The organism is Nocardia sp. NPDC004260 (assembly GCF_053603155.1).
Genome location: NZ_JBSGEZ010000012.1, coordinates 1 through 18,369 on the forward strand (window position 1 = coordinate 1; position 18,369 = coordinate 18,369).

General features: G+C 69.2%; 13 protein-coding genes. 7 read left to right on the forward strand and 6 right to left on the reverse strand.

What is annotated here, in order from left to right:
• A partial coding sequence (locus tag ACWEO7_RS09450) for an NAD-glutamate dehydrogenase domain-containing protein (protein ID WP_452422215.1) occupies positions 1-1,911 on the forward strand: 1,911 nt, incomplete at its 5' end.
• 35 nt (positions 1,912-1,946) lie between these two features.
• Here ACWEO7_RS09450 and ACWEO7_RS09455 read toward each other — a convergent pair.
• Positions 1,947-3,011 carry an SPFH domain-containing protein gene (locus tag ACWEO7_RS09455; RefSeq protein ID WP_452422217.1) on the reverse strand — a complete coding sequence of 355 codons (1,065 nt, stop codon included), beginning with the start codon at positions 3,009-3,011 and terminating at the stop codon, positions 1,947-1,949.
• 212 nt (positions 3,012-3,223) lie between these two features.
• On the opposite strand from ACWEO7_RS09455, the gene ACWEO7_RS09460 reads away from it, so the two are divergent.
• Both ACWEO7_RS09460 and ACWEO7_RS09465 read left to right on the forward strand, forming a co-directional pair.
• On the forward strand, positions 3,224-4,756 hold the full coding sequence (locus ACWEO7_RS09460; RefSeq protein ID WP_452422219.1) for an amino acid permease: 1,533 nt from the start codon (positions 3,224-3,226) through the stop codon (positions 4,754-4,756).
• 318 nt (positions 4,757-5,074) lie between these two features.
• Positions 5,075-7,321 (forward strand): tetratricopeptide repeat protein, encoded by a 2,247-nt coding sequence (locus ACWEO7_RS09465; protein ID WP_452422220.1) that lies wholly within the window; start codon positions 5,075-5,077, stop codon positions 7,319-7,321.
• A 6-nt stretch (positions 7,322-7,327) separates the two neighbouring features.
• Here the strand turns inward: ACWEO7_RS09465 and ACWEO7_RS09470 are convergent, their stop codons facing one another.
• Positions 7,328-7,684, reverse strand: a complete 357-nt coding sequence (locus tag ACWEO7_RS09470; protein WP_452422222.1) for a DUF1707 SHOCT-like domain-containing protein — start codon at positions 7,682-7,684, stop codon at positions 7,328-7,330.
• A gap of 204 nt (positions 7,685-7,888) precedes the next feature.
• Here ACWEO7_RS09470 and ACWEO7_RS09475 point away from each other — a divergent pair, with 204 nt between their 5' ends.
• The 4 genes from ACWEO7_RS09475 to ACWEO7_RS09490 all read left to right on the forward strand — a co-directional run bounded on the left by ACWEO7_RS09475 (position 7,889) and on the right by ACWEO7_RS09490 (position 14,744).
• Positions 7,889-8,623: a MerR family transcriptional regulator gene (locus ACWEO7_RS09475; RefSeq protein ID WP_452422224.1), complete on the forward strand. Its 735-nt coding sequence runs from the start codon at positions 7,889-7,891 to the stop codon at positions 8,621-8,623.
• Between the two features lie 241 nt (positions 8,624-8,864).
• On the forward strand, positions 8,865-9,440 hold the full coding sequence (locus ACWEO7_RS09480) for a dihydrofolate reductase family protein (RefSeq protein WP_355072221.1): 576 nt from the start codon (positions 8,865-8,867) through the stop codon (positions 9,438-9,440).
• A gap of 115 nt (positions 9,441-9,555) precedes the next feature.
• The gene (locus ACWEO7_RS09485) at positions 9,556-12,084 is read left to right on the forward strand and encodes an ATP-binding protein (RefSeq protein WP_452422225.1); all 2,529 of its coding nucleotides are present in this window, start codon (positions 9,556-9,558) and stop codon (positions 12,082-12,084) included.
• 107 nt (positions 12,085-12,191) lie between these two features.
• Positions 12,192-14,744 (forward strand): ATP-binding protein, encoded by a 2,553-nt coding sequence (locus ACWEO7_RS09490; protein WP_452422227.1) that lies wholly within the window; start codon positions 12,192-12,194, stop codon positions 14,742-14,744.
• A 45-nt stretch (positions 14,745-14,789) separates the two neighbouring features.
• Here ACWEO7_RS09490 and ACWEO7_RS09495 read toward each other — a convergent pair whose 3' ends face one another.
• The 4 genes from ACWEO7_RS09495 to ACWEO7_RS09510 all read right to left on the reverse strand — a co-directional run bounded on the left by ACWEO7_RS09495 (position 14,790) and on the right by ACWEO7_RS09510 (position 18,340).
• Positions 14,790-15,332: a hypothetical protein gene (locus ACWEO7_RS09495; RefSeq protein ID WP_379254597.1), complete on the reverse strand. Its 543-nt coding sequence runs from the start codon at positions 15,330-15,332 to the stop codon at positions 14,790-14,792.
• A gap of 149 nt (positions 15,333-15,481) precedes the next feature.
• Positions 15,482-15,856: a hypothetical protein gene (locus ACWEO7_RS09500; RefSeq protein WP_356966534.1), complete on the reverse strand. Its 375-nt coding sequence runs from the start codon at positions 15,854-15,856 to the stop codon at positions 15,482-15,484.
• A 932-nt stretch (positions 15,857-16,788) separates the two neighbouring features.
• Positions 16,789-17,538, reverse strand: a complete 750-nt coding sequence (locus tag ACWEO7_RS09505; protein WP_452422228.1) for a DUF6008 family protein — start codon at positions 17,536-17,538, stop codon at positions 16,789-16,791.
• A gap of 181 nt (positions 17,539-17,719) precedes the next feature.
• Positions 17,720-18,340 (reverse strand): TetR/AcrR family transcriptional regulator, encoded by a 621-nt coding sequence (locus ACWEO7_RS09510; protein WP_452422230.1) that lies wholly within the window; start codon positions 18,338-18,340, stop codon positions 17,720-17,722.
• Positions 18,341-18,369: the final 29 nt, after the last annotated feature.

Sequence of the window (18,369 nt, forward strand, 5' to 3'; positions counted from 1 at the left end):
GACATGAGTGGTGATGTGTTCGGCAACGGCATGTTGTTGTCCGAGCACATTCGTCTGGTGGCCGCGTTCGACCACCGCCACATCTTCCTCGACCCGATTCCCGACGCGGCGCGTTCCTATCAGGAACGGCAGCGGTTGTTCGCGCTGCCGAGGTCGTCGTGGGCGGACTACGACACATCGCTGATCAGCTCGGGTGGCGGCGTCTATGACCGCTCCGCCAAGGCGATCCCGGTCACGCCCGAGGTGCGCGCGGCACTCGACCTGCCCGCGAGCGTGACCACCCTGTCGCCGCCGGAGATGATCAAGGCCATTCTCCTGGCTCCGGTCGACCTGCTCTGGAACGGCGGTATCGGCACCTACATCAAGGCGAGCACCGAGACCAACGCCGAGGTAGGCGACAAATCCAACGACGCGGTCCGGGTGAATGCCGACCAGCTCCGGGTCAAGGTGATCGGCGAGGGCGGCAACCTGGGCGCGACGGCGCTGGGCCGCATCGAGTTCTCGCGCAACGGCGGACGGATGAACACCGACGCGCTGGACAACTCGGCGGGCGTGGACTGCTCCGACCACGAGGTCAACATCAAGATCCTGCTCGACGCAGTGGTCTCCAGCGGTGAACTCGCCGTCGACGAGCGCAACCCGTTGCTGGCCTCGATGACCGACGAGGTCTCCGAGCTCGTGCTGCGCGACAACATCTCGCAGAACTTCCGGCTCGGGATGTCGCGGGCCGACGCGGCGGGCATGTCCGGGGTGCACGGCAGGCTCATCAACGATCTGGAGCAGCGCCGCGGTCTGGACCGCGAACTCGAGGCGCTGCCGACCGAGGCGGAACTGGCCCGCCGCGCCGCCGACGGGATCGGGCTCAGCTCGCCCGAGCTGGCGAATCTGATGGCGCACGTCAAACTCTCGCTCAAGGCCGACCTGCTGGCCGGCGACCTGCTCGACAGCGCGGCGTTCGCGTCGGTGCTGCCCGCCTACTTCCCCGCGCCGCTGCGGGAGCGGTTCGCCACGGCGATCGGCAGGCACCCGCTGCGGCGCGAGATCGTGGCCACCGTCGTGATCAACGAGATGGTGGATTACGGCGGCATCACCTACGCCTTCCGGCTCGCGGAAGAGGCCGGGGCGACCACCGACGACGCGGTGCGCGCGTACAAGGCGGCGGTGGAGATCTTCGATCTGCACGCGCTGTGGGAGCGGATCAGGCAGACGCCGATGTCCACGGCGGCGCGCAACGAGCTGGAGGTGGAGACCAAGCGCACGCTGGATCGGGCCGCGCGCTGGTTGCTGTCCAACCGGCCGCAACCGATCGCGATCGGTGCGGACATCGCCAGGTACCGCGACGGCGTGCGTGCCCTCTCCGGCCAGGTGCCCGGGTGGCTGACCGGCTACCTCAGCGACGACCTCGCCGAGCGTTCGCGGCGGTCGATCACCCGCGGCGCGCCGCGGGAACTGGCCGAGGAAGCGTTCGGCTTGATCCACCGCTTCCCGCTGCTGGACGTGATCGACCTGGCCGACATCGCCGATCGCGATTCCGCCGAGGTCGCGGCGCTGTACTACGCGCTCAACGAGCACTTCCAGATCGAACGGCTGGTGACCGCGGTGGGCAAGCTGGAGCGCGGCGGGCGCTGGCGGGCGCTGGCCCGGCTGGCGGTCCGCGAGGATCTCTACGATTCCCTGCGGTCGCTGACCCGCGACGTACTGACCGCGACCGAACCGCAGGACAGCACCGCGGAGAAGATCGCGTACTGGGAATCGACCAACCGGTCTCGGCTGTCCCGTGCCGGCGCGGCGCTGGCGCAGATCTTCGCGTCCGAGACGCACGATCTCGCTGCGCTCTCGGTGGCGGCGCGGCAGGTGCGCGGCATGGTCAGCGGCGGTGAGTCGACCGTCGCGCCGACAGTCGCGGGCTGATCTTCCACCCGATGCCCGGAGGCAGGCGCTCGGCGTCAGCCTCCGGGCATCGGCGTTCCGCAGTTGCCGCAGAACTTGGCGCCGGGCGTCGCTTCCGAACCACAGTTCGGGCAGTGCCGCGGTTGCGGGGCGAGACGCGCCCCGCAGTTCATGCAGAACTTCGCGCCCGCGGGATTCGCGGACTGGCAAGCGGCGCACGACGTCTGGGCCGTCTCGGGCGCGGCGGCGGGCAATTGCGGCGCGGGGGAGGGGTTGCCGACGTGATGGCCGATCGCGTTCAAACTCAGCGCCGCGCCGAGGAATCCGCCTTCGACGCCGTGGTGGTGCCCGCGGGCGAAGCCTTGGCTTGCGCCGAGTGCGAGCTCGCCCGCGGCATAGCGCTGGAAATCGCCGGTGAGGTTGATGTACTTGACGTCTTTGGCCAGCCGCTTCAGCCGGTCGGCGTCCTCCGGCGCGAGGCTGATGTCGAAGTTGCCCATCCGCGGGATGCGCAGCCCGTATTCGTAGAGCGCGGTGTTGGTCTGGCGCAACACGGCCTGCTCGATGGGTTGCAGCTGTGCCGAGAGGCCCAGCACCGGCCAGTCGCCGCCTGCGACCCCTCGGGTCACCGCCATCTTCATGGATTTGAGCAGCAGGTCGGCGCACCAGTTCTGCACTCGTTCCTGGTCGGTGAGATCGGCCGCGCCCGCGAGCGTGGTGAGCAGTTCGGCCGGATCGCGGACGCTCAGGGCGAATTCGCCGAAGACGCGCAGCGTCACCACCTGCTCGCTCACCGGGTCGAGGATGTCGTCCAGCCGTCCGCCGAAGCGAATCCCCGGAAACTCGCGCGTGGAGACGAAATACAATTCGGCGCGGTAGTAGTTGCCGCCGGTGAGGGTATCGACGAGCGCGCCGAGCACCGGCAGTTCGTCGGCGTCGATGCGGTGGCGTCCCGGGCCCATCGCGCCCACCACGCGCCCGGACTTCAGGAAGAGGGCGATCTGGTCGGCGTTGACCATCGCGCGGCTGTACCGGCGGATGTTGACGTCCGGCCACTTGTAGACCAGTTGGTTCTTGCGGTCCTCTGGGACCGCGATGAATTCCCGCTCGAACCAGGCCATCTGCGCTCCCTCATCCGATTTGTCTCATCTAGCGTACCGATACGCGGTGGCATGATCAACGAATGTCACGGCGATCGTCGCTGCTCGGACGCCCTTTTTTCAAAGTCTTTGATGTCCAGCGTGCTACAAGTCGCGACTCGCTATTGAACGTGCCGCTACATAACGGTACATTGAGCGAAGTTATGATCGCCGTCACGTGAAAGGCCACCGCCATGACCACAGTTCGACCACCCGCGGATGCGCCCGCGCAGGCTGCCGCGCTCGAAGACGAGGACTCGGGCTATCACAAGTCGCTGCGCCCGCGTCAGCTGCAGATGATCGCGATCGGTGGGGCGATCGGCACCGGCCTGTTCCTCGGCGCGGGTGGCCGGCTGGCCAGCGCGGGCCCCGGCCTGTTCCTCGTGTACGCCATCTGCGGCGTGTTCGTGTTCTTCATCCTGCGGGCGCTCGGTGAGCTGGTGCTGCATCGCCCCTCCTCGGGATCGTTCGTCTCCTACGCCCGCGAGTTCTACGGCGAGAAACTGGCGTTCGCGGTCGGGTGGATGTACTTCTTCCACTGGTGCATGACCGGGATCGTAGACATCACCGCCATCGCGACGTATGTCCATTACTGGGGAGCGTTCGAGGCGATACCGCAGTGGACGATCGCCCTGGTCTCGCTCGCGATCGTGGTCAGCATCAACCTGGTCTCGGTGAAGTGGTTCGGCGAGCTCGAGTTCTGGGCCGCGCTGATCAAGGTGGTCGCGCTGGTGACCTTCCTGATCGTCGGCACGGTGTTCCTCGCGGGTCGCTTCAAGATCGACGGTCAGGTCACCGGTCCGAGCGTGATCGCCGACCACGGCGGGCTGTTCCCGACCGGGCTCCTCCCGCTGGTCCTGGTCACCACCGGTGTCGTATTCGCCTACGCCGCAGTGGAACTGGTCGGCACCGCGGCCGGTGAGGCGGAGAACCCGGAGAAGATCATGCCGCGCGCGATCAACTCGGTGATCGCCCGGATCGCGCTGTTCTACGTGGGTTCGCTGGTCCTGCTCGCGCTGCTGCTGCCCTACACCGCGTTCAAGAACGGCGAGAGCCCCTTCGTCACCTTCTTCTCGCGGCTCGGCGTGGAAGGCGCCGGCTCCGTGATGAACCTGGTCGTGCTGACCGCGGCGTTCTCCAGCCTGAACGCCGGCCTCTACTCGACCGGCCGCATCCTGCGCTCGATGTCGATGAACGGCAGCGCGCCCACCATCGCGGCGCGGATGTCCAGCGGCGGCGTGCCCTACGTCGGCATCCTCGCCACCGGCGCGGTCGCGCTCATCGGCGTCGGCCTGAACGCGGTGGTGCCGGATCAGGCCTTCGAGATCGTGCTGAACATGTCGGCGCTGGGCACCATCTTCGCGTGGACCGCCATCGTGGTCTGCCAGCTGCAGCTGTGGCGCTGGTCGCGCACCGGCCGCGCGCAGCGTCCGTCGTTCCGGCTGATCGGCGCGCCGTACACGAGCTTCGCGACGCTGGTGTTCCTCGCCGTCGTGGTCGGGCTGATGGCCTTCAGCGACGACCATGTGCAGCGCGGTGCGGTGATCGCGATGGTCGTCATCATGGCCCCCGCGCTGGTGGGCGGCTGGTTCCTCGCCCGAAAGCGGGTGCTGCAGATCGCGGAGATCCGCCAGGGCATCACCGGTCAGTTCCCGGTCCTGGCCGAGCGCCCGCGCCGCGAATCGGGCGATCCGGTGGTGATCCTCGACAAGCCCGACGAAGAGTAAGGCAGTATCCGCCCCGGGCCGTTCGTCCGGGGCGGATCTATTCCCAATGTCGGGAACAAAATCAGCGCGCATCGACAGGCGACGGACCAGAATGAAACCGCGATCACACGGCGGGTCTGAGAGGTTCGTATGCCGGAGCACCCCAGCGCATCCGACCGTCCACTTGCGCACCCTTGGGCGAATCGGCGCATGCGCGGTACCGACGTGCCCCGGCGAACTGCCCACCCCTGGGCAACTCGGCACCTGCTCAAGACCGAAGTGTCTCCGCTACTACCCAATCCGTGGTCGACTCCACGGTATGTCGAGAAACCACGTGCCGTGGCGGTCGACTCGGTTCCGGGCGCCGTCGAACCGGCCGACCGGGACGGCGGCGACGAGCACACCATCGGGACCGCCGAGTTGCTGCTCGGCGCACTCGAGTCCGACCCCGGTTCCGGGCGCAGCGGGCGCTCGCGGCCGAGCGGGCGCAGATTGGGCGGCGGACTGGTGTCCATGCCCAAGGTGAGCCCACTCGACCCGCGCACCGCGGTGATGCAGAACCCGGAAGTGCCCGAGCACAAACGGTTTTGCTGGAAATGTCAGCAGCCGGTCGGCCGCACCACCGAAGCGCGGCCCGGCGCCGTCGAGGGCGAATGCGGAAGATGCGCCTCGCCGTTCAACTTCCGGCCCCTGCTCCAGCCGGGGGAGATGGTCGCCGACCAGTACGAAGTCCAAGGCTGCCTGGCCCATGGCGGGCTCGGATGGATCTACCTGGCGATCGATCGCAATGTGAGCGACCGCTGGGTGGTGTTGAAGGGGTTGCAGAACCCGCTCGACTTCGAGGCGCACGTGGTCGCCCTCGCCGAACGCCAATTCCTCTCCGAGGTGGCCTATCCCGGCATCGTCAAGATCCACAACTTCGTCAAGCACCGTTCCGGGCGTGACGTCGCCGACGGCTACATCGTCATGGAGTACGTCGGCGGACGCTCGCTGAAGAAGATGCTGGATCTGCGTGCACCCGAACGTATTCCGGCGTCCGAGGCGATCGCCTTCATGATGGAGATCCTGCCCGCGCTGGACTACCTGCACTCGTTCGGCCTGGCCTACAACGATCTCAAGCCCGACAACATCATGGTCAGCGAGGACGAGGTCAAGCTGATCGACCTCGGCGCGGTGGCCGCGATGGAGTCCTACGGCAGCATCTACGGCACCCCGGGCTATCAGGCGCCCGAGATCACCGAGACCGGCCCGACGGTCGCCTCGGACATCTACACCGTGGGGCGGACGCTGGCCGCGCTGGTGCTGGACATGCCCAAGAACGCCGACGGACACCAACTGCCCGGCATCCCTTCGCCGGACGACCAGCCACTGCTGCGGGAATATCCGGCGTTGCGCAGGCTGCTGTGCCGGGCGACCGATCCGGATCCGCGGCGCCGCTTCCCGACCGCCTACGCGATGTACGGCCAGCTCGCCGGCGTGCTGCGAATGGTGCTGGCCTACGACACCGGCAAGGAACATCCGCAGGCGTCGCTGGAATTCGGCGCGATGCGCGGCGATTTCGGGATCGAGACGTTGATCGGCCAGACCGACGGCATGACCGACGGGCGGCATCGCCTGCCCGCGCTGGACGCGCCGAGCGTCGTCGCCGCCCTGCCGGTGCCGCTGATCGACAGCGAGGATCCCAGCGCCGACCTGCTGTCCACGCTGCTGTACGGCGATCCGAGGCACGCCCTGGACGCGTTGCGCCGCACCGCCGACCGGATCGTCTCCGGGACCATCCCGGAGCCGGAGACGTTCGAACTGGAGGGCACGCTCACCGCGGTGCGCGCGCACCTGGACCTGGGCGAGGTGGTGCCCGCCTGCGACCGGCTCGCCGATCTGCGGCCCGACTACGGCACGGACTGGCGCATCGAGTGGTACTCGGCCGTCGCCGCCCTGCTGGACGGGCAGTACGAGCGCGCCTACGAGTACTTCGACCTGGTACACGGCATGCTGCCCGGTGAGATCGCCCCCGCGCTGGCGCTGGCGGCCACCGCCGAGCTCAACCACCAGCATCTCGGGAATGCCGCGGGCGACCACTGGCATCGGCTCGCCGAGGAGTACTACCGCACGGTGTGGCGGACCAATCACGGTGTGGTGAGCGCGGCGTTCGGCCTGGCGCGCAGGCTCGCCGCCGACGGCGGCCTGCTGGAAGCGGTCGAGGTGCTCGATCAGGTGCCGGAGGCGTCGCGGTATCAGAACGTGGCGCGCATGACCGGATGTCTGCTGCTGGTCTCGCAACCGATCCCGGAGACCACCGAGGCCGACCTGCTGGAGGCGGCCGCGCGGCTGGACGCCGCGCCGGACGAACCGCGGGCGCTGCAACTGCAGGTGATCGTGGTGGGCGCGGCGCTGGAGTGGGTGCGCGCGGGCGGGCAGGCCGCCACTGCGGACGCCACCCTGCTGGGTTTCCCGTTCACCCCGCTGGGGCTGCAACGCGGGCTGGAGTCGAGCCTGCGGGCGCTGGCCCGGATCGCCCCGCACCGGCTGCACCGTTACCGCCTGGTCGACCTGGCCAACTACGTGCGGCCGAAGTCGAGGTGGTGACCGGTCTCAGGTGGTGCGCGCGGTGAGTATGAAAAGCGCTGGCGCGGCCAGTATCACCAGCAGCCACAGCCAGTTGCCCGTGGTCACCGCGAGCACCACCGCGAAGACCACGGCCGCCCCGGCCAGCACGACCAGGCGCGGCAGCGGGTTGACCGGGGTGACCTCGGCCGGGGGCGGTGTGCTGCCCGGCAGGTCGGCGAACAGTTCGGCCAGTTGACTCTTGCTGGTCGCGGCCGCGACCGCCGCGCTGAGTTCGTCGAACTCGGCCAGGCTCAACCGTCCGGTGCCCAGGTGGTGGGTCAGCTCACGCATCGCGCGCTCGCGGTCGGCGAGACTGGCCGGAGGACCCGCGGATTCACCCATGCCGGAAGGATAGGCGCGGCGGCGGAACCGGGCGCCGGATGGATTTCCAGAGGCGGGAAGAACGGCTGGTGGGCGCGCCCTCTGGAGGCCGCGTCGCCGCGCGCCAGTGATGTTTGCTGAAATGTCGCTAGAGACCGGTCGGTCGTCCCGACAATGGCCGCGCACCGGCGGTCGTCACGTGTTGCGATGTGGTTTCCTTGAGGTATGACTGCGGGTGTGGAATACACGATCGACGAGCTGGCGCGGGAGGCCGGTACGACCGTGCGCAGCCTGCGCGTTTACCACGAACGCGGTGTGCTGCCGCCCCCGCAGGTCAAGGGGCGTACCGGGTTCTACGGTGCCGACCACCTCAACCGGGTGCGCACCATCAGCAGGTTGCTCGATCGTGGGATCAAGCTCAACGGCATCAAGGAATTGCTCAACGCCTGGGACCGTGGCGACGACCTGGGGGACATCCTCGGTGTCGGCGAGCCCGGCGCGACCGAGCCGCCCGTCGTGGACGTCGGGGACACGATCGCGGCGACCGAACTGGCGGAGCGCTACCGCGACGTGCCCAACGGTCTGGCCCGGGTCGTCGCCGCGGGTCTGTACGAGCCCGTCGACGCCGCGACCTACTGGATCGCGGACCGCCGTCTGACCCAGAGTCTCGACCAGATGGCGGCCGCGGGCATCCCGGCCGACGAGGTCCTCGGCGAGTTGGAGAAGCTGCGCGCCGACGCGGAGCGGATCGCCCGCCGCTACGTGGACCTGTTCCGGCGCACCGCGTGGGCGTCGTTCCAGGGCTCCGAACGCGGTCCGGCGCAGGTCGCCGAGCTCGCCCAGCGCTTGGCGGCGACCAGACCGGTGCCGGCGGAGACCACCGCCGAACTCGTGAACCGGCTCGTCGCAAGGTATCTCGACCAGGACGCCGAGCTGGCCGAGGCGCTGCCGGAAGCCTGATCCGACTGCCTGGCGTCGCCGAACGAAGTATTTCTGTTTCAGATTCCCATCATTGGCGATACGTGGCGGTAACGTGCCGTTGATCAACGGTATATTGGCACCATCCGGCGCGCGATCGCGGCGCCGAGTCGCCTGACATCCCCTACTTAGGTATGTCTGCGGGCAACCTACCGATGCGCCGAAGTGTCGCTCCCCCCGACAATCTGAATGTCGCACAAGGGCAGCAGATGGGTGTGGGCACATGGGAAGCGTGACACTGTGGATGCAGATGTCGCTCGACGGCTTCGCGGAAGGGCCGGATCAGGAGGTCCACTGGCCGGTGGTGGACGAGGAACTGTGCGAGTCGTTCCTGGACGAATTGCGCTCGGCCGACTTGTTCCTCTACGGCCGCAAGACCTACGAGATCATGGCGTCGTTCTGGCCGACCGCCGACGTGGATCCGGCGATCTCGGAGTTCTACGTGGACTTCGCGCGGTGCTGGAAAGAGACGCCGAAACTGGTCTTCTCGCGCACCATGGCCTGCGCGGGGTGGAACACCCGCGTGGTCAGGGAGGACCTCGTCGAGGAGGTCACGGCGTTGCGCGCGCAGCCGGGATGCGACATGGTCCTGTTCGGCGGCGCGGAGACGGCGTCGGCGTTCATGAAGCACGACCTGATCGACGAGTACCGGTTGTTCGTGCATCCCATCCTGCTCGGTGGCGGGATTCCGCTGTTCCCGACGCCCGCGGTGGTGTCGGGGTTGCAACTGGTGGACGTGATGACCTTCGACAGCGCGGTGGTCCAGATGCACTACCAGCAGATGGCCTCCGCCAGGTAGGAACCGGCGCGGGAAGCGCCTACCGGACCGGCGACCGCGCGAGCGGACGGCTTCACCGTCGACCTAACCTCTGATTGTCGAGCGCATTGCCGCGTCGTCGGCTAACTTTCGTTTTATGTCCCTGGTTCAGGCACGTGGCGACGTGCTGCCTGCATCCACCAGTGAATTCATCGGCCGGGAAACCGAATTGGACCGGTTGGGCACGCTGCTGGACGGCGGCGCCCGCCTGATCACCCTGGTCGGCCCGGGCGGGATCGGCAAAACCCGATTAGCCGCGGAGGCGCTACGCCGTGGCGTCCGCGTGCGGGGCAGGCCGGTGTACTGGGCGCGACTGGCCGGGCTGGAGGCCGACAGCACCGCCACCGCGCAGGACGTGATGCAGTCGGCCGTGCGCGCCGATGCCGGTTCGCCGCCGGCCCGCGACGCGCTGGTGCGCACCTTCACCAGCGGAGACCGTTCCACCGAGCGCGCCGTCCTCGTCCTGGACAACTGCGAACACCTGCTCGGCGCGGTCGCGGCGATGATCGCCGAATTGCTGGAAGGCACACCGGGACTGACCATCCTGGCCACCAGCCGGGAACCGATCGGCTGGGCCGACGAGTACATCCTGCCCGTACCGCCGCTGTCGCCGCGGCAGTCGCTCGAATTGTTCCGGCAGCGGGCCGAACTCATCGGACGCGCGATCCCGGACGAGCGCGAGGCGACGGCCGTCGCCGCGCGGATCTGCCGCCGGGTCGACCACAACCCGCTGTTCATCCGACTCGCCGCGGCGCGCCTGCGGCATCAACCGCCGACCATGGTGCTGCACGAACTCACCGGCGACGCGGACGACAAGCGGCTGCACTGGACCCACGGAGCACGTGCGGGCGCCGAGCGGCGCCACCGCGGCGTCTACGACGTGATCGCGTGGTCGTTCGCGCTGTGCGGGGCCTCCGAGCAGTTGCTGCTCGAGCGGCTGTCGGTCTTCGCCGCCGGGTACGAGACCGACGACGAGTCGCTGCGCGGGGGCATCGACCTCGACGCCGCGATCGCGGTATGCGCCGATGACGACCTGCCCGCCGGTGAGATCGAACATCTGCTGGAGCGGCTCACCGAACAGTCACTGTTGTCCGCGCACCTCACCGCGACCACGGTCAGCTGGTACCTGGTGGGCAGCGTCCGGGTGTTCGCCAGGGAGCGGCTGTGCCGCCGGGGCCGCGCCGAGCTCGACCGGCTCGCCGCACGGCACCGCCGGTATCTGCGGGACAAGGTGGTCGCCGGACAGGCCATCTGGCTCGGCCCGCAGGATCAGACCTGGCTGGCGTGGGCGCGGTCGGCGTGGAACGACATCGTGCTCGGCATCGAATCCGGCTTGGCGGATCCGGCCGAAGCCGTGGTCGCCCTCGAGATCGCCACTGTCCTGCTCTCGATGAAGGTGCCGTACGTCAAGTCCGGCGCAGGCGCGCTGACCCGGTTGACCGAACGCGCACTGGAGGCCACCCGCGGGTCCGGCCCCGGCACCTCCGGGCTCGCCGACCTGGCCACCGCTCTGCTCGGCTGGAACTCGCTGTGGCAAGGGCGGACCGATCACATCCCGCGACTACTCGCCGACCGCGCGGCCCTGCCGCCGGATGCGGGCCCGCGATACACCGACGTAGATTTCGGGCTGCCCGCGCCGGTCGAGTGGATGTGGGGACTCGAACTGATGCTCGTGCGCGGCGACCGGCGCGCGATCACCGTCCTCACCCGGGCCCGCCACAAGTTCGCCGAACAAGGCGATCGCATCGGCGCCGAGCGCAGCGACGTGTTCGTGGTGTTCTGTGCCGCTCTCCTCGGCGACCGGACGCAGGCGCTGGAGCACACCGCGCGGTTCCTGGCGCGGTCGGCGTCGTCGGGCTCGACGTTGTCGCGAGCCTGGGCCGAGATCGCTCGCGCGGTGGCGCTGGCCAAGCACGGGTCCGCCGCCGAGGCACTGGCGCTGACCCATGGTGTGCTCACGCGGCACCGGGGTGAGCAGGACACCTGGACGGCGAGCTGGGCGGTGGGCGCGCACATCGTCGCGCTGGCCCAAGTCCTCATCACGCAGCGCGCCGAGGGCCGTGATCGCGCCGCGTGCACCGAAACCGCGACGGAGATCGCGTATCTGGTCGGCAGTTTCAAGACGCGGCAGCGCTCGATGGGCATCTCCGTCGAACGGGTTCCGCTGATCGCCGCCGAGATCCGCGGCGCGGCGGAGGCCGCCCGCGCGGCGCTCGGCGACCGGGCCTATGCCGCCGCCGAACGCAGAACGCGGCTGCGGCCCGAACTGGACGCACTGTGGTGTCCCACCGCGGATCCGGTCCCGGCCTCCCGGCGCCCGGATCGCTCGGCGGCCTCCCGGCCGGTGTCGCGGCGGCCCGCTTCGCGCTGGGACGATCTGTCGGACGCCGAGCGCGATGTCGCCGTCTTCGCGGCGGCGGGCTGGCCCAACAGCGCCATCGCCGGGCGGCGGCGCAGCTCCATCCGCACGGTCGACGCGCAGGTCGCCGCCATCCGGCAGAAGCTGGAGATCGCCTCGCGCGCCGACATCGCGACCCACATCCCCGATGAACTCGCCGATCGGGTGCGCTACGAATCCGAGCGGCGGCCCAGCCGTCGCCGTCGAGGGGGGAGCCGGGAACGATAGACGACTGCCTTCCCGGCGACCGGGCCGGAGGCGTGCGAAACCCTTCCCCCGGCCGCGCCCATTAGGCTGCTCGAGCGGTGATTGTCTGGATCGGTAGGTGCGTCGGCATGTCGGAGGTGAACAGCGGTGGTGACAACGGTCCCGCCGCGCCCGTCGAGTTCGTGGGCAGGCATGCCGAACTACGGCGGATAGAAGCTCTGCTGAGCTCGTCCAGCGCCCGGTTGATCACCCTGGTCGGGCCCGGCGGCATCGGCAAGACGACGTTGGCGGTGGAAGCCGTACGGCGCTATCGCGGCGCGGCGCGGCATCCGGTGTACTGGACGCGCCTGGCCCGGCTGGTGCCCGGCGCGGAGACCGGGGCGGTCGCCGAGGAGGTGCTGCTGTCCGTCGCGAAGAACGGTATAGCGGGCCGCTCCGCCTGGGACGGCTTGGTGGAGATCTTCGCCGACGGTCTCGCCGATGGCGAGGCGCACCGGACCATCCTGGTGCTGGACAACTGCGAACACGTGCTGGCTGGGGTCGGCCCGCTGATCATCGGACTGCTCCAGGCGGCACCCGGCTTGACCATCGTCGCGACCAGCCGGGAGCCGATCGGCTGGATCGACGAGCAGCTAGTGGCCGTGCCCCCGCTGTCCAGCGTGCACGCCCTCGAACTGTTCCGGCGGCGAGCCGAGCGCACCGGGCGGCCGATCTCCGAGGATCCGGGCCAGCTCGCCATCGCCACCCGCATCTGCGGGCACGTCGACAACAACCCGCTGTTCATCCGCCTGGCCGCGGCGCGGCTGCTGCACCGGCCACCGGCGATCCTGTTGCGCGAGTTGTCCGGTGACACCGACGATCGCCGCCTGCAGTGGACGCACGGGGCCAGGGGCGGCATCGGCGAACGGCACCGCAGCGTGCGTGACGTGATCGCCTGGTCCTACGGCCTGTGTACCGCGTCCGAGCAGTTGCTGCTGGACCGCTTGTCGGTGTTCGCCACCGGTTGCGACGCCGAGAACGACGAGACGCCGTGCGGCGGGGCCGACGTGGACGCGATCGTGGCGGTGTGCGCGGACGCGACGTTGCCCGCGGAGCGGATCGAGGGGCTGCTCGAGCGCCTGGTGGAACGCTCGCTGCTGTCGGCCCGAATCACCACCTCGACGGTGCGCTACTACCTGCTGGAAAGCGTGCGAGTGTTCGTGCGCGACCGGCTGTCGGCCCGTGGCGACCACCTGGACGAGGCGCGGCTGCTCGCCCGGCATCGGCGGCACTATCGCGACCGCGTGGCCGCGGGCCCGGCCACCTGGTACGGCCCGCGGGAGCAGGAGTGGATCGCCTGGGCGCGGGCGGCCTGGGACAACATCCTCATCGCCGTCGAGACCAGTCTCGCCGATCCGGAGGAGGCCGTGGTCGGGCTGGAGACCGCCGCGACGCTGATGGCGTTGCGCGTGCCGTTCATCACCGGGTCCAACCGCGCCATCACCAGCCTGACCGAACAGGCGCTGGAAGTCACCGCGCAGGTCGAGCCGCCGCCGACCCGGCTGCGGATCAACGCGACCGCGCTGGTGGGCTGGATCGCCATCTGGCAGGGCAGGCACGCCTACACGGCGCAACTATTGGACGAATGCGCCGCTGAGTGCCTGTCCGACGCGGAACTGCGGCGCGGCTGGCGGCAGACGACGGCAACCGATATCGGCCTGCCCGCCGCGGTGGAGTTCACCTGGGGACTCGAACTGCTGCTGATCCATCTCGACATCCGGGCGGTGGACGTGCTGGCCAGGGCGCGCAGGAAATTCGCCACCTTGGGCGACCGGGCCGGAGAGCAGCGCAGCGAATTGTTCGAGGCGCTCACGTACGCGAACCTCGGTGACGCGGACGTCGCGCTCGGGGCCGCGCGCAGGCATCTGGACCGGGCCGTCGCTTCCGACGCGGGCTGGGCGACCTCATGGGCGGAGCTGGCCTGGATGATCGCGGTGTCCCGGCACGGCGATCCGCGGGAGGCGGTCACGCTCGGGCGGTCCACCCTGGAACGTTTGCTGATCACGGGGGACACCTGGACGGCGGGCTGGGTCGCGCATTTCATGATGATGGCGCTGACCTACCTGCTGTCCGCCCGGATCGAGGCGGGGGACACCGACAGCGCCGAAGCGATCGCCGCCGCCACCGAGATCGCCCATCTGCAAGGTGGCATCGCTACGCTGCACCGCTCCATGGGCATCGTCGCCGACCGGGTGACCCTGGTGGCCAGGGGCACCGCTCAGGCGGTCGCGGCGGTCACCGCGGTCCTCGGCGCCGAGGCGCACGAGGCGGCGGTCCAGCGCGGCGCCCGCCTGCGTCCCGAACGCGACGAACTGCAATTACTGCTGCTGGGCAGGTTGCCTGCCGATCGGCTGCTGCCTGCGCGGCGGTCGCAGGCCAGGTCGACGGCCTCGCGCTGGGACGAGTTGACGCCCGCGGAACGCGAGGTCGCCGTGCTGGCCGCCGCGGGCTGGGCCAACAGCGCCATCGCCGCGCGCAGGGGCAGCTCGATCCGGACGGTCGATGCCCAGGTGGCGACCGTACGCAGAAAGCTGATGGCGGCTACCAGGGCCGACATCAGCTGGCACGTACCGGATGACCTCGAGGAGCGGATCCGGCTGGAATCGGAGCGAAGGCCCGCGCGAACGCGCACACGCCCGTAACCGCGGCGGCGGTCACGGGCGTGCCGGTAGGAAGGCCGGTCAGGGTCAGGTCAGGGAGCCGTCGTAGCACAGGCTCGACGACCGCCAGGAATGCTGCGGCCCGGTGCCGGGATCGAAGGCCCACTGGTCGATCGATCCCGCGGCCTTCCACCACACGGAGCCGCGTCCGTCCGAGACGACCTGGTAGACGTCCTCGGAACCCTCGATGAGCTGGCTTCCGACGCAGTAGTCGTTGTATTCCGTGCCGTACTGGCGGGCGCCGGGGCTGAACAGGCCCGCGGGGTGGGTGTACGCGCCGGGGTTGGGCACGGTGCTGGCCTGCCGCACGTTGTGTCCGCGGTGCCAGTAGGGCGCGCCGACCGCATCGGTGCCGCAGGTGAAGGTCGAGCCTCCCGCGACGACGGTGGTGCCCTGGCCGTAGGCGCCACCGGCCCAGAGGCAGGCAGCGCCCTGAGCCTCGGCGGTGCCCGCGCCGAGGCTCAGGCCGCCCGCCGCCACCGCTGCCGCCGCCAGCAGGGTGAGCGTCCGTGCCGTGCCGCGCTTGTCGTTACACGCGGTCGTCCGGCGAAGCCCGTTAATCTTGATCATTGGTGTTTCTCTTTCGTGCGCTATCCCGGCCGGAGTGGATTTCCGGGATTGGTGATACTTCAAGTAATGTGCCGCTAGATAGCGGTACGATCAGTCCAGAAGGACATCACGGAAGGTTGTGGGTGCGAGTGAGTGAGCCGGTCCGGCGATCACTGGCACCAGCGGGCCTGCGGGCGGCAGACGGTGTAGCCGCTGCCGTCCGGGCGGGCGACGCGCGACCAGCTGGGGCTGACGGAATTGTTGCCCGTGGTGGTGTCGGCCGGCGCAGGGGTGCTCTGGCGCTGGTGGTAATCACGGATGGCGTCGTCGTGCTCGTCCGCGCGGAGCGGGTCGTTGTCGCGGTGGTTGTAGCCCATCGGGTCGATCTGGTGCCAGCCGTTGGTGTCGCCGGTGCCGTTGCGCGGGTCGGAGGGGCCCGAGTGCGACTCGGCGCCCGCGATGCCAACGGCGCCGGCGGTGAGGATGCCGACGATCGCGGTACAGGCGAGCAGTCGCCGTGCGGCGGAATGGGTCGTTGCGGTCATCGTAAGTCTCCGTTCGGAATTCGAGCCGTGCGCGGCGACACGGTTCGAGCGGCGGCGGTGCGGCGAACGTCGATGGTCGGGGTTGCCGCGCGAGGTGGGGGCGGGGAAGGGATCGGGGCGGCATCCGTCGCGGACGTCTGGTCCGCGGGCCGGTGCCGGTCGGCTCGGTCCCGGTTGTCGGGATGGGAAGAGCCCGGCCTGTCGTCTCCGTGGCGGCCCGGGTCTGCGGGGCGCGGTGCCGCGACGATCGCGTCGGGCCCGGCCAGCGCTTCGGCCGGCGCCGGGGTTTCCGGCGTGGCCGCTATCGCGCTCACGATCAGCGGGCGGACGAGCCAGGTCTGTGTCCGTCGCTGGTGCGGCGTGATGCCGGTCATCGTTCGCGTCCGTTCATCTCGCCACCTCGGGATCGGAGATCGGCCCGGTGTGGTCCGATCGGCGGGTCCCTATCTATCGTGCCGTTGGATAACGTCACATTAATCGACGGGTCGATACCTTGTCGAGTGCTTTCCCATACTTGGGAAGAATTGCGGAGTTTTCGACGTGGGTCGGCGTCGTGACCAGGGACGATGCCGATCGTCTGTAACCGGAGCCTTGCGAAACTTGCGCTACGCGACGCCTTTTCGGGACGGTGCGGCCTTCCGGCGGCCCCGGTAGGGGGCGCGGCAGTGATGCGGCGCTGTCGCCGAAAGTGACGTGGGTAGCACGACCGCCCGGGGGCACGGCTGCGCTTCGTTGCCCTCACCGCGCCAGGGCCGTGCTGCTGACCGCGGAGGTGGAGCCGCCATGCGTGCGGGATGTGGGCGAATGAAGGGCAGCGGCAGTGCCGCGCGGCTCGCCGCTGTGGGCGTGATGAACGCGCTGCGACGGAAAGCCGCGCGCATACGCGAAAAGGGCGCCTGCCGCGATGGCAGACGCCCTTCAGGGTTGCTGGATCAGGCTTCGGTGACCGCCGCGTATGCCGGGGCCCCCGAACCCGTGGCCGCGGCGGGCGCGCGGCTCGGCTTCGCGGCGGCGCGGTCGCGGAACGGCGCTTCGATCACGGCGCGCTCCTGCCACAGGTAGTAGAGCGCCATGGCGAAGATGCTCGTGCCGATCACGTTGGCCAGGAAATGCCACCAGATGCGGTAGGTCGACGCACCGGCTCCCGGGTCGAGCAGGCCGAAGAAGGTCGACAGCCCGATCGCTTTGGTGCCGAACGCGACCGTCAGGGTGAGCGCGAGATGCTCGAGTCCGTGGATGCCCTGCATCAGTACGCCCATGCGGCCCCACTTGCGCGCCTTGCTCTCCAGGGCGTGGTGGGTGACCAGTGCGACACCGGCCAGTCCGGCGAGGAAGTGGAAATTGCCGACCAGGTGCAGGATTTCCATCCCGAGCGACGGCTTCATATGGTTCACCTGGCCGAATCCCTTGGCCAGGCCGGTGCCCCACGGCGTCATCCACGCCGGTGAGTTCGGGTGCTGGACCCAGTAGCCGACCTGTGCCACGTGCTCCTGGAAGTGACCTATCTGGGCGATGACGCCCAACGCGATCACACCGAGCGCGGTGCGGAACATCCATGGTCGCAACGGTTTGCGCATCGCGATGGCGAGCACGCCGACGGCCGCCCACATGACGACCATCCAGGCCACCATCAAGATCGCACCTAGGATTTCGAACCCGGTCGCCTCGGCTGTGTGGTTCATGGGGAACCGCCCTTCTGCGCGCCCTCCGGCAGCGGCGACGGATGGGGGAGTTGCTTCGGAAACGCGCGGAACGCGTTGTTCGCAAGATACAAGGTCGCGCGGGCTCGTGTCCGAGATTTCCGAATGGTCTGGTATCTCCCACAATTCGATTCGAGTCATACCTCACGCGTATAGCGCGTGTTCACGATGGTCGCAGAAAGCCTTCGACGATGCGGTGGGCGCGGTCGGCGGCCTCCGGATCACCGATCCGCAGCGCGGTATTCGTCGCGCAGAGCACCGCATCGATCTGGAAGGCGACCAGATCGGCGTCCAATCCGGGGATCTCACCGGCGGACGCCGCCGCGCGCAGCTCCCGCGCCAGCAGCCGAACCCAGGCTCCCTGATCGCGGAACAGGGCGTCGCGCACCGGGCCCGGCTTGCTGTCGTGCTCGGCCATGGTCGCGACGCGGAAGCATCCGCCCGCGAACAGCGGCGTCGTGGCATAGACCATCCAGTGCTCCACCAAGGCCCGCAGACGGGCGACGCCGTGCGGCGCGGACCGTGCGGGTTCGACGACCGCTTCCACGAATCGGTCGCGTGCGTGATCGATGGTGGCCAGTTGGAGTGCTTCCTTGGTGCGGAAGAGGGTCTGGATTCCGGCCTTGCTCAGCCCGGTGTCTTCGGCCAGCCTGCCGAAACTCAGGCCGTCCAATCCGTCGAGCGAGGCGATGTCGACCGCATGCCGCAGCACCGTGGCACGCGTCTTCGCACCCCGCAACAGGCGCTTGTCGGTGATCTCGGCGGTTCGCTGACCACTTTCCATACGGTCGATCGTACTTTCCGCCGCCGATT

What these genes read in the sequence shown, in the direction of transcription:
- ACWEO7_RS09475 (WP_452422224.1), top strand. Translation starts at nt 7,889, where the DNA reads ATGACTGCGGGTGTGGAATACACGATCGACGAGCTGGCGCGGGAGGCC.
- ACWEO7_RS09460 (WP_452422219.1), top strand. Translation starts at nt 3,224, where the DNA reads ATGACCACAGTTCGACCACCCGCGGATGCGCCCGCGCAGGCTGCCGCG.
- ACWEO7_RS09500 (WP_356966534.1), bottom strand. Translation starts at nt 15,856, where the DNA reads ATGACCGCAACGACCCATTCCGCCGCACGGCGACTGCTCGCCTGTACC.
- ACWEO7_RS09510 (WP_452422230.1), bottom strand. Translation starts at nt 18,340, where the DNA reads ATGGAAAGTGGTCAGCGAACCGCCGAGATCACCGACAAGCGCCTGTTG.
- ACWEO7_RS09455 (WP_452422217.1), bottom strand. Translation starts at nt 3,011, where the DNA reads ATGGCCTGGTTCGAGCGGGAATTCATCGCGGTCCCAGAGGACCGCAAG.
- ACWEO7_RS09505 (WP_452422228.1), bottom strand. Translation starts at nt 17,538, where the DNA reads ATGAACCACACAGCCGAGGCGACCGGGTTCGAAATCCTAGGTGCGATC.
- ACWEO7_RS09495 (WP_379254597.1), bottom strand. Translation starts at nt 15,332, where the DNA reads ATGATCAAGATTAACGGGCTTCGCCGGACGACCGCGTGTAACGACAAG.
- ACWEO7_RS09490 (WP_452422227.1), top strand. Translation starts at nt 12,192, where the DNA reads ATGTCGGAGGTGAACAGCGGTGGTGACAACGGTCCCGCCGCGCCCGTC.
- ACWEO7_RS09480 (WP_355072221.1), top strand. Translation starts at nt 8,865, where the DNA reads ATGGGAAGCGTGACACTGTGGATGCAGATGTCGCTCGACGGCTTCGCG.
- ACWEO7_RS09485 (WP_452422225.1), top strand. Translation starts at nt 9,556, where the DNA reads ATGTCCCTGGTTCAGGCACGTGGCGACGTGCTGCCTGCATCCACCAGT.
- ACWEO7_RS09470 (WP_452422222.1), bottom strand. Translation starts at nt 7,684, where the DNA reads ATGGGTGAATCCGCGGGTCCTCCGGCCAGTCTCGCCGACCGCGAGCGC.